Annotated in this window: 12 protein-coding genes, 1 tRNA gene and 1 pseudogene; 7 read left to right on the top strand and 7 right to left on the bottom strand. The window is 47.4% G+C overall.

The features are described 5' to 3' along the window. On the top strand, nucleotides 1–113 hold a 113-nt coding region (locus tag NG833_RS30985), incomplete at its 5' end, for a hypothetical protein (RefSeq protein WP_375293919.1). Nucleotides 114–167: 54 nt separating this feature from the next. Beyond that, a pseudogene (locus NG833_RS30980) lies at nucleotides 168–449 on the top strand (transposase); the annotation flags it as partial. A 77-nt stretch (nucleotides 450–526) separates the two neighbouring features. On the opposite strand, the gene NG833_RS16590 reads toward NG833_RS30980, so the two are convergent. The 4 genes from NG833_RS16590 to nfi all read right to left on the bottom strand — a co-directional run bounded on the left by NG833_RS16590 (nucleotide 527) and on the right by nfi (nucleotide 4,038). Further along, nucleotides 527–1,846, bottom strand: coding sequence for a nucleoside recognition domain-containing protein (locus NG833_RS16590; protein WP_254566398.1), 1,320 nt, complete (start codon nucleotides 1,844–1,846; stop codon nucleotides 527–529). Between the two features lie 74 nt (nucleotides 1,847–1,920). Continuing rightward, nucleotides 1,921–2,511 carry an FHA domain-containing protein gene (locus tag NG833_RS16585; RefSeq protein ID WP_254566397.1) on the bottom strand — a complete coding sequence of 197 codons (591 nt, stop codon included), beginning with the start codon at nucleotides 2,509–2,511 and terminating at the stop codon, nucleotides 1,921–1,923. A gap of 480 nt (nucleotides 2,512–2,991) precedes the next feature. Further along, nucleotides 2,992–3,282 (bottom strand): hypothetical protein, encoded by a 291-nt coding sequence (locus NG833_RS16580; protein ID WP_254566396.1) that lies wholly within the window; start codon nucleotides 3,280–3,282, stop codon nucleotides 2,992–2,994. A 96-nt stretch (nucleotides 3,283–3,378) separates the two neighbouring features. Continuing rightward, nucleotides 3,379–4,038, bottom strand: coding sequence for a deoxyribonuclease V (gene nfi / locus NG833_RS16575; protein ID WP_254566395.1), 660 nt, complete (start codon nucleotides 4,036–4,038; stop codon nucleotides 3,379–3,381). 240 nt (nucleotides 4,039–4,278) lie between these two features. Here nfi and NG833_RS16570 point away from each other — a divergent pair, with 240 nt between their 5' ends. The 4 genes from NG833_RS16570 (at nucleotide 4,279) to NG833_RS16555 (ending at nucleotide 7,371) form a co-directional block, all read left to right on the top strand. Beyond that, nucleotides 4,279–5,121, top strand: coding sequence for a prohibitin family protein (locus NG833_RS16570; protein WP_254566394.1), 843 nt, complete (start codon nucleotides 4,279–4,281; stop codon nucleotides 5,119–5,121). A gap of 114 nt (nucleotides 5,122–5,235) precedes the next feature. Next, entirely contained in the window at nucleotides 5,236–6,570 is a 1,335-nt protein-coding gene (locus NG833_RS16565) for a cytochrome P450 (protein ID WP_254566393.1), read from the top strand. Between the two features lie 215 nt (nucleotides 6,571–6,785). Then, entirely contained in the window at nucleotides 6,786–7,016 is a 231-nt protein-coding gene (locus NG833_RS16560) for a hypothetical protein (protein WP_254566392.1), read from the top strand. Further along, nucleotides 7,009–7,371, top strand: a complete 363-nt coding sequence (locus tag NG833_RS16555; protein WP_254566391.1) for a type II toxin-antitoxin system PemK/MazF family toxin — start codon at nucleotides 7,009–7,011, stop codon at nucleotides 7,369–7,371. The genes NG833_RS16560 and NG833_RS16555 overlap by 8 nt, the downstream gene beginning before the upstream one ends. Nucleotides 7,372–7,594: 223 nt before the next feature. Here NG833_RS16555 and NG833_RS16550 read toward each other — a convergent pair. Beyond that, nucleotides 7,595–7,675 (bottom strand) — tRNA-Leu (locus NG833_RS16550). Between the two features lie 71 nt (nucleotides 7,676–7,746). Then, nucleotides 7,747–8,697, bottom strand: coding sequence for a DNA polymerase III subunit delta' (locus NG833_RS16545; protein WP_254566390.1), 951 nt, complete (start codon nucleotides 8,695–8,697; stop codon nucleotides 7,747–7,749). A gap of 75 nt (nucleotides 8,698–8,772) precedes the next feature. On the opposite strand from NG833_RS16545, the gene NG833_RS16540 reads away from it, so the two are divergent. Beyond that, on the top strand, nucleotides 8,773–10,086 hold the full coding sequence (locus NG833_RS16540; protein ID WP_254566389.1) for an FAD-binding oxidoreductase: 1,314 nt from the start codon (nucleotides 8,773–8,775) through the stop codon (nucleotides 10,084–10,086). A gap of 159 nt (nucleotides 10,087–10,245) precedes the next feature. Here the strand turns inward: NG833_RS16540 and NG833_RS16535 are convergent. Continuing rightward, on the bottom strand, nucleotides 10,246–10,495 hold a 250-nt coding region (locus NG833_RS16535), incomplete at its 5' end, for a hypothetical protein (protein ID WP_254566388.1).

Raw genomic sequence — 10,495 nt, 5'->3', positions numbered from 1 at the left:
GCTACGAAATAGGAATCAAAGTGGCGGATCAAGACTTTAATTCTATTGCTATTGAGCGCCACTCTTGGAGAGGTGAATGGAACTATATCATTAAGCCCCGAGTCTTGTCGTAATTGACCAACTTATTTTTACACGGCTCCTGATGACCCCGTGAGCAACACTATGCGTTAATTGAGGCAAGGCATCGTCAAACTACCGAGGCGTTTAAACAAGATTACGCCCTTCGTGCTGGTTGTGAAGCCACCATCAGCCAAGGGGTAAGGGCATTTGATTTACGTCGCTCGCGTTATTCGGGTCTAGCCAAAACCCATTTACAGCATATAGTAATAGCCACAGCTATGAATGTAAGTCGTTTGTTTGAGTGGTGGACAAAACCCTTTAAGGTTCTGCGTCGCCCGAGCGCTTTTGCTGTTCTTAAAGCTCAATATCCGTCGCTCCACTTTTTCTGATTCTAGTCGAATGTTGCTTGGGGGGTAATACCCCCCATGTGATTAGCCAACAGAATCCTTCAGGGTGTGGGTTTTCTTCAAAATGTGAGATGACAAATTAGTAAAGAAGTGAGAATGCCCGTCACATCGGCTAAAAGAGCAGCAGGTAAGGTGTGGCGCGTCCGCATCACTCCAATGCTTCCAAAATAAACTGCCATCACATAAAAGGTGGTTTCTGTGGAACCTTGCATGGTTGAAACCAGATAAGACAAAAATCCATCGGGGTCATTCTCTACAATTTCCGACATCACCCCAAATGCGCCACTCCCAGATAAGGGACGAATGAGCGCCATTGGTAAGGCTTCCGGTGGCATACCAATCAAGTTGGTGACGGGGGATAGCGCTGCTGTCATCACATCCAATGCGCCACTGCTGCGAAACATCCCGATCGCCACAAAAATTGCTACCAAAAATGGGATAATTCTCACGGCAATATCAAACCCTTCTTTGGCACCTTCGGTTAACACTTCATAGACTTTCACGCCCCGAAAATAGCCAAGCAAGAGGAAGCTACAAATCACTAAAGGTAACAACCCATTAGAAATTGCTTCAATGATTTGGGTGCTTGCTAATCCGGCAGTTCCAGCGATAGTTAAGCGATAAAGAATTGCCCCAAAAAATAGCACAATTAACCCTCCAAAAAACAAGCGTCCCACCAGTCCCGGGGGTTCTAAAGGTTCAACGGGTTGGGCATATTCTGCGGGTTCTGAGGGGGTGTCCGAGTCGGATTCTGGGACGATTACGGGGGGATTTGGATCGGAGTCCCGATTCCGATGTGCGAGAAATTTAGCCGCCAGAATTGCCACGGTGGTTGAGGCAAGGGTGGCAACAATTGAGGGGATAATAATGGCCCCCGGATTGCTGGCCCCAGCGGAAGCGCGCACGGCGATCGCCCCAATGGGTAAAATGGTCACCGAGGAGGTGTTGATGGCTAAAAATAAGCACATGGCATTGGTGGCAGTGCCAGGGTCCGGATTCAGGCGATTTAGTTCGTTCATCGCTTTGAGCCCAATGGGAGTGGCGGCATTCCCTAACCCCAAGGCATTGGCGGAGATATTTAAGATAATGGCAGACATGGCGGGATGATCCGGGGGAATATCGGGGAACAGTCGGATCATCAAGGGACGAATCCCTCGGGCGATCGCCTCCATGACTCCCGCCACTTCCACCACCCGCAGAATTCCCAACCACAAGGCTAAAGCGCCAATTAACCCGATCGCCAAGGTAACCGCATTCGCTGCCGACTCAAATGCCGCTTCTGTCAGTTCCGGCAGAGTCCCACGCATTGCTGCAACCACGGTAGACCCTACCATCAGAAACAGCCAAATGCTATTCAGGGGAGATTCAGATTTTTTCACAGAGGTTTCACAGGGAAAGTTTCCGAGTTATGGTAGCATTAGGGACCCCATTCTATGACCTCTTTTCTCTCCCCTCAATCCGCATGAGTGGACATCACAACGCTATTCGCAGAGTCCAACGAGGTGCCACACCAGGGACAACCAAAATCGAGGAGTTTATTCGGAGAAATCTTCTGGCAATTGGGACATTTTAAACCATAGGTGGGAAGCGGTTTGCGAGGAAGGCGACGGCGCAGGGGTTGACTGATGGAGGCTGCGCTATCATCATCCTCTGGGCTAGAAATGGCGACAGTCCGGGAGAAGCGAGGGTCAATCGCAATCACTTTGAGTTTGACTTGTCCCAAACATATTATGCTTCCTTGGGTTAACATCGTCTCACCCTGGGCTAAAATTTGCCCATCTACTTTAGAAGGATTGCTAGGTCGAAGATTTCTCAAATAAAAATGACTTTTCAGGGAGTCATAAAAGATTTCAACGTGCAACCCAGAGACAGTCGGATGGAGCAAAACGATATCGCAGCGAGTCGGATCGCGACCGATCCGGACGGTCCCGGGATGTTTGCTCGGTTGCTTATCCCATAAGGTTTGAGTTCTAAACTCACCGGCTTCAATCCACTTTAGGGTTAGTTCATGCATAGCGATCGCAAGTTTCCATAGTAGCAGCACCTGTTTTCCCCGTCCCTGACTTGGGAAGATTTCTTTATTATCTAGCGTTTTTCGATACAGCGGCAAGTATAGAATCAGACCATTCCACGAATCCCTTATCCCTTCTCCGCTTCCTGGAAAGGGTCAGGGAGTTCACAGCGCTTTTTACTTCTGCACAGAAACGATTGAGTTCAGGCCACTATGAGGGCAAAAAACCCCGCAGAGTGTCATCTTCTCCACCGGGTCCCGATGCTCTAAGCTGTGTTCCGGTCGATCGCTTCTGTTGAAACTGTACCGGGTTATCTCCCTTGATGGAATAGGTTTAACGAATCTTCATACTTGCTGGCGATCGCCTCCGATTCCTCTTTGAACATCAGCAGTCTTGTCCCTTCAGTCGCACCCCTTGAACCCTTGAACCCTTGCCCTTTCAAGCTGTATTTGTAGGGGCTAGGGGTCAAGGGCCTTCTAGGGGCGCTTCACTGGAAAATTATCCGGATTGTCCTAGGGAAAAGTCTCACTCAAATCCTCCCATAGGGTATTCATTTTAGCAAAAGCATCTTCTAAAGAAATTTTTCCACCCGTTGCTAAACTACTGAGGATACTGACGCGATTACTAAATTTTTGCAAATTTTGATGAAAAATCAGTTGTTCTGCGTCCCGATTTCCGTGAGCATGATTGGGGGAATCAATAGATTGGAAATGAGTTGTCATGGCAGAACCCTCCCATCGCTTATGATTAACAGCGATCGCTTTTTGAATATTGTTATTATCTCCTAAAAAGTCCAACGGCACAGCGATCGCCTAAACCTTCTAGGTGCGATCTCGATCAAACCAGGCAGTGATATTAATCGGTCCGGAGTGCGATCGCGATCGCACTGGGGAATTTTCCTAACTCGAAGCGAGGCGATCGCTGATCCTTGTTGTTTCCGGGAGTCGGTATCGGGGAGTGCACCTGAGCACATAATCCAACGCAGTGGGTAAACTAATTCGATGACCAATGGAAATATAAAGCGGATTGACATGACTGCGCGATCGCAGAACCGCACCCACCGTTTCCCCCCGATCCCGCAACGGTTGCCAACTGCCACGTTCCGGGGATAATGGGTCATGGGTGCCAATAAAGCGGGATTTCGCCACCCCAATTGCTGGGAGATTCGTCAGTATCCCCAGATGACAAGCCATCCCAAACCGACGCGGATGAGCCAATCCCTGACCATCACAGAGTAACAAATCCGGCACAATGGACAACTGTTCCAGGGCCTCCAAAACCGCTGGAACTTCGCGAAACGAGAGGAATCCGGGAATGTAGGGAAACTGAGTCGGACAACGGGCGATCGCCTGATCGCAGAGTTGCAAATCCGGAAAACTTAACACCGCCACTGCCGCCTGAGTTAACTTATTCTGTTCCTGATATCCCGCATCCACCCCCGCCACATATCGAACCGTTGGCAAGTCATCTTCCACAATCACCTGTCCGCGTAACTCTTCCTGAATCGCCTTCGCCTCTTCCACCGTCTGCGGCCAACTTTGGGGCTTTTCAATTTTCATAACATTTTATTACTTTTGGGACAATCTTCTTGATTACGGTTTAACATTTTAAGAGTCACTCAATTTGGATCGAGCTTTGAGGGACGGACAGAAATAGCCAGTAAGTCCCTGGGAGCATCAAAGTCAACCCTAGACCCATCTGGACTTAACTTCTTAACAACTTAAGAAAAATTTCATAAAAGTTCGGGATGGGGTGTTTCCGAAGAACAGCACATTTCCACATCATCAAGGTAAATCAAAATGCCAGCTAAAACCAGTGTTTCTTACGAATCCAAGACCATCTTTTGGATTGCCGGTTCCGTGATTGGGGCGATTTTCTTGTTAATCTTAGCCTCCAGTTTAAAGCCCTTTGTAATTATTAATGCCGGGGAACGCGGCGTCGTCATGAAATTTGGAAAAGTCCAGGAAGGCATCCTGGATGAAGGTATCCACGGAATTGTACCCATTGTCACTCGCGTGGAAACCCTCAGCGTTCGAGTCCAAAAAGACGAACTCAAAGCCGATGCTGCTTCTAAAGATTTACAGTATGTGACCATTAACGTCGCCCTCAATTGGCGAGTGGATGCCACCCAAGTGAATACGGTTTATCAGACCATTGGCGATGAAACTCAAATTGTCAACCTGATTATTTCCCCTGCGGTTTCTGAAGTCGTTAAAGCGGCAACCGCTAAAAACAATGCCGAAGAAATCATCACGCGACGCGGGGAATTAAAAGCAGAAATCGATAGAGATATTCGAGAACGGCTGGCTACTTATGGCGTTTTAGTGGATGATATTTCGTTGGTCAACATCGAATTTTCTCCCGAATTTGCGAAAGCCATTGAAGCCAAACAAATTGCAGAACAAGAAGCCAGACGAGCCTCATTTATTGCCCAAAAAGCCGAACAAGAAGCCATTGCTGATATTAATCGGGCCAAAGGTCAAGCCGAAGCTCAACGATTGTTACGAGAAAACCTGACTCCATCGATTCTTCAAAAAGAAGCAATTGAAAAGTGGAATGGACAGTTTCCAATGGTGATGGGGGGTGACGGAGCATTGCCTTTTATTAATATTACCCCACCTGCTTCGACCGCTACTCCCTAACTCTAAATGAGGCGGGAAAGGTCATCAATTCACCTAAAAATATTGGGTCTGGTTTCACTTTCCCGTCCTCAAGTGTCAAAATAGAGGGGGAGTAGTTTCGAGACAGACACATTCATGACTTCCAACGAGACCCTGCGATCGCTTCCCCTCCCTCCCGGAACATTCGGATTACCCGTCATTGGCGAAACCCTGAGCTTTTTGCGCGATGCCGACTTCAACGACAAGCGCAACCAAAAATATGGGTTAGTGTACAAAACCAACATTTTCGGACAACGCACTGTGATGATGAGTGGTGCTGAAGCGAATCGCTTTCTATTCACCCATGACAATAGCTATTTTAGCGCCACTTGGCCTTATAGTACCCGCACCTTACTTGGTCCCCAATCCCTCGCCACTCAAAGCGGCAATGAACATACCAGTAGAAGGCGATTAATGGCGCAGGCATTTCTTCCCAAGGCGATCGCCGGATACCTTCCTGGCATGGAACAACTCACCCATCGCTATCTCAAACAATGGGAAACCCTCGGAGAAATGACCTGGTATCCCGAACTTAGAACCTATATGTTTGACATTGCCAGCATTTTATTAATTGGCACAGAAACCGGGTCCGAAACCGCCTATCTCAGCCAAATTTTTAAAACCTGGTGTGAAGGATTATTTTCGATTCCCATTAATCTCCCTTGGACCCCATTTGGAAAAGCCCTGCGTTGCCGAACCTTGCTGCTGGAAAAAATCGAAGAAATTGTCCGCCGCCGTCAACAAGAAACTGAACCCAAAAATGATGCGCTAGGGTTACTTTTAGCCGCCAAAGATGAAGATGGAAATGGATTAACCTTAGATGAACTCAAAGACCAAGTATTGCTCCTCCTCTTTGCCGGTCATGAAACCCTAACCTCCTCCCTTTCTTCCTTCTGTCTCTTGTTGGCACAACATCCCCAAGTCATCACCAAACTGCGAGAAGAACAGGAAAAAGTCGGATTTACCGGGTCGCTAACGATGGAGATGCTCAAAGAAATGACCTACTTAGAACAGGTTATCAAAGAAGTCCTGCGATTAATTCCCCCCGTAGGCGGAGGTTTTCGCAGAGTGGTCCAATCTTGTGAATTTAATGACTATCAAATCCCCGAGGGTTGGATGGTTTGGTATCAGATTAATACAACCCATCAAGATAGTTCCATTTATCCGAATCCCAAAGAATTTGACCCGGACCGCTTCAGTGCAGAACGGGTGGAAGAGAAGCAAAAACCCTTTGGATTTATCCCGTTTGGCGGAGGTGCGCGAGAATGTGTAGGGAAGGCATTTGCAATGTTAGTCTTGCGGGTATTCGGAACCCATTTAGTCCAGGGTTATGACTGGGAATTGTTGCCAGACCAAAATTTAGAATTAGTCACCGTCCCCACCCCCTCTCCTCGGGATGGATTGCGGGTCAAGTTTAACCGAAGAGGGTAGAAATATAGGGAGTTAAGAACGTTTCCGTATAGCTGCACCCTAATGTAGAGTTGATTCGCGAATCAACTCTACATTAGGGTTTAATAGTAGTAAATATTGCGTAAGTCCTACAGTAAGAAATATGGCTGTCATATCGCATCCCATAACCTCTTGACAATTAGGGTAAGATTAGCTAGTATGATAAATTAATGCTACCAGCCCCTAAAAGTTAGACTATGAGCAAAAAAGTTAGCATCACCCTAGACGATGAAGTTTTAAAATTTGTAGACACAATGGCACCCGGGCATAACCGTAGCCGGTTTATTAATGAGATTCTTTTAAAAGAAAAACAGCAGCGGTTAATTAGAGAGCTTGCCGATGCTTATCGAGAACAAAGTAATGACCCAGAATTTCAACAAGAGGTCTTAGCTTGGGATGTTACTGTGAGCGATGGTTTAAATGCCTAACGGAATTTTAAATTATAAACGAGGCGAAATCTGGTGGGTGGATCTTCAGCCAGTTGTTGGGAGGGAAACTGATAAACAGCGTCCTTGTTTGATTTTGCAAAATGATATTGGGAATCAACAGGGAGCAACTACAATTATTGCTCCCTTATTGCCAGGAAGTAAAAAATATCCTTTTGTTGTTAATGTGAAGCCAACGTTACAAAATGGATTGGATGGCGATCGCTATATCAATTTAAGCCAAATCAGAGCAGTAGATGCTCAACGGATCAAGAAAAAACAGGGAGTTTTAGAGGATGAATATTGGAGTAAAATTGAAAAAGCAATAACAATTGAGCTGGGTTTCTCTAAAGAATAGTTCTGAGGTTCTATCGAACTTTGGAGCGCTTATCCTGATCTGCGACTCTTCATCAGCTTGCCGCCACAGTTTTTTATCCAGAGAATTTTGTAAGTGACTATAGTCTAGGTTTGCTCAAATTTCAAATTGTCAATCATAGATTTAATGAAAGCCAAAAAAGCAGCTCCAAAAATAAAAGAGTTTACAACTTGCTCTAAGCTGTAAACTCTTACTCATAATAGAGTGCGGACGGGGAGACTCGAACTCCCACATCAAAGACACTAGAACCTAAATCTAGCGCGTCTACCAATTCCGCCACGTCCGCATAAGTTCATCTTAGCAGAGGTTGCCCGCTTGCACAAGCATTTTGTGCCAACCCCCAAAAATCTGGATTCCTCATCCCTTCATCCCCATGAGAGTGACTTCCCACACTAAGCGGGGACTGGCGTAACTCAGCAGATAGCGTCTGGCGCGATCGAGGAGATGGAGGGGATTCGCGTTGAAGGTCCCGCGTTGTTGGGAGGATAACCAATACGCCTGTTGCAGGTATTCAATCAGCCAGAGTTGGGACTCGGTGTCGAGACTGCGATCGATTTCTTTGGCAATTTCTAACGCTTGTTTGGTAGAGAGGGAGGGTTTCAGGGGTTTTTCCAGAAGTTCGGCAGGGATTTCCTGGAGTTTTTCCCAACAGGCGATCGCCGTTCCCGGAGACCCCTGCGCCATTGCCAATACCGCCGGATTCTCCAAAATTTGCGGGTATCCCACCGTTGCCAAAACTTCCCCCATCTGTGCATCGGTGAGGCGATAAAAGGGAATGCGCTGACACCGGGAAACTAAGGTGGGGAGGAGAGAATCAATTCCTGGTGCAATTAAAATAATACTCGCTCGTCCCGGTTCTTCCAGGGTTTTGAGCAATCCATTGGCAGCACTTTCTTTCATGGTTTGTGCCTCTTCTAGGACCACCACCTTGCGGAGGGCCTCTAAAGGATGGCGTCCCAAAAATTCCCCGATTTGACGGATTTGTTCGAGGCGAATTTGCGGGGGGGATTTGCGCTTAAATCCGGTTGCTGCCGCTTCCGTGGCGGTGAGCATTTTGCCTCTATCCAGATAGGTGGGTTCTATCCAGAGTAAATCTGGGTGATTTTCCAGTTTGCGGGTGGAGGCAGGGGTGGCGCTAGGATTTCTGGCGGTGAGGAGGAGTTCCAGGAAGTAACGCGCTGCCAAACTGCGACCCACACCGGGAGCACCGGCAAAGAGGTAGGCGGGTGCAATGCGATCGCGATACACTGCCTGATTCAGCAGTTCAACAGCCTGGGGTTGTCCAATGAGTTTAGCAAAAACGGTCATAAATTTTAGTTTTTAAAATTTAGATGGGAGAGTGCAAAGATAGTAAGTAGATGTCCTAGGGTTCAACCTTCTATCATGTCAGCGATCGCCCAAACTTTATCCAGTATTCTTGGTTCCGATGGTGTTGTCGAGTGGGATAGTCTGGATTCGCCTACTCAACAGCGTCTCTGTCGCGCTTTTCCCGAGTCTTCCCTGCCGCATTGCATTGCCTATCCCTCAACTCAAGCTCAACTCGCTGAGGCGATCGCCGCTATTGCTGCCAGTCGCTGTGCCTTTGTCCCAGCAGGGTCCTTGAGTAAAATCGATTGGGGTGGAGTTCCCTCGGGGGTGCAGGTAATTTTGAGTACCGCACGTCTGAATCGCCTCATTGAACACGCTGTCAATGATTTAACGGTGACGATGGAAGCGGGGATGAGTTTAGCCACGTTACAATCGATTCTCGCTGATTCGGGGCAGTTTTTGGCTTTAGATTCCGCTTATGGCGATCGCGCGACTTTGGGAGGAATTGTTGCCACCGCAGATACTGGCAGTTGGCGGCAACGGTATGGGGGAGTGCGAGATCAACTGTTGGGGGTTTCCTTCGTGCGATCGGATGGGGAGATGGCGAAGGCAGGGGGTCGCGTGGTCAAGAATGTGGCGGGATATGATTTGATGAAGTTATTCACCGGGTCTTACGGCACATTGGGGATGATTTGTCAAGTCACATTTCGAGTTTATCCTCAACCGGAGGCATCGGGTACGGTGATGTTGTCCGGGGATACGGCTGCGATCGCCTCTGCTAGTCAAACTTTACTCGCTTCGGCCCTCACTCCAACAGCAGCGGATTTGTTGTCCCCTGGATTGGTGAAACAATTGGGGAGAGGGGAAGAGATGGGATTGCTAGTGCGCTTCCAAAGTGTAGCAGAAAGTGTGCAAGAACAATCGGCCAGGTTGATGGCTGTGGGGGAAACGTTAGGATTGAAGGGGAGTTGTCATACTCAGAAGGACGAGGCGGATTTATGGCAAGGATTGAGAGAACGAATGCAACCAGATGGCACAGAAGAGGCGATCGCCTGCAAAATAGGAATACGTCCTACAGAAGCGGTGGCAGCTTTATCCAAATTTGCGGCACTTTCTGATGGCAGTGGATTGGGTCAAATTCATGTCAGTAGTGGGTTGGGTTGGTTGCGCTTTGCGGAGGGGACGGTGAAAGAGTCGGTTTTATCGATGCGGCAATTCTGTCAATCTTCAGGAGGTTTTTTGAGTGTAATGGTTGCACCAATTGCGGTTAAAAATCAGGTTGATGTTTGGGGGTATCAGGGAAATGCGCTTGAGGTGATGCAAAAGATTAAGCAGCAGTTTGATTCAGATAATATTTTAAGTCCTAATCGATTTATTGGAGGAATTTAATTATTATTTAGCTGTCAGTCCCCCGTTTGTAGTAACGACTTCAATCGTTCTCTTCATTTCGTAGTAACGACTTCAGTCGTTTCCGGGTTAAGCATGAGTGTTTATAGTAACGACTTCAGTCGTTATCCGGGTTAAGCATAAGTGTTTGTAGTAACGACTTCAGTCGTTATCCGGGTTAAGCATGATTGTTCGTAGTAACGACTTCAGTCGTTTCCGGGTTAAGCATGAGTTAGTAAAAGTAATGAAATTTTGGGATTGATGACAAAGGGGAGAACGACTGAAGTCGTTACTACGAACTAGGACAAGAGAACGACTGAAGTCGTTACTACGAACTAGGACAAGAGAACGACTGAAGTCGTTACTACGAACTAGGACAAGAGAACGACTGAAGTCGTTACTACGAACTAGG

Source organism: Oscillatoria sp. HE19RPO, from assembly GCF_024220515.1.
Classification (GTDB): Bacteria; Cyanobacteriota; Cyanobacteriia; order Cyanobacteriales; family Laspinemataceae; genus Laspinema.
Note: the sequence above shows the minus strand (reverse complement) of the source record. Positions and strands in the feature narration are given on the sequence as shown.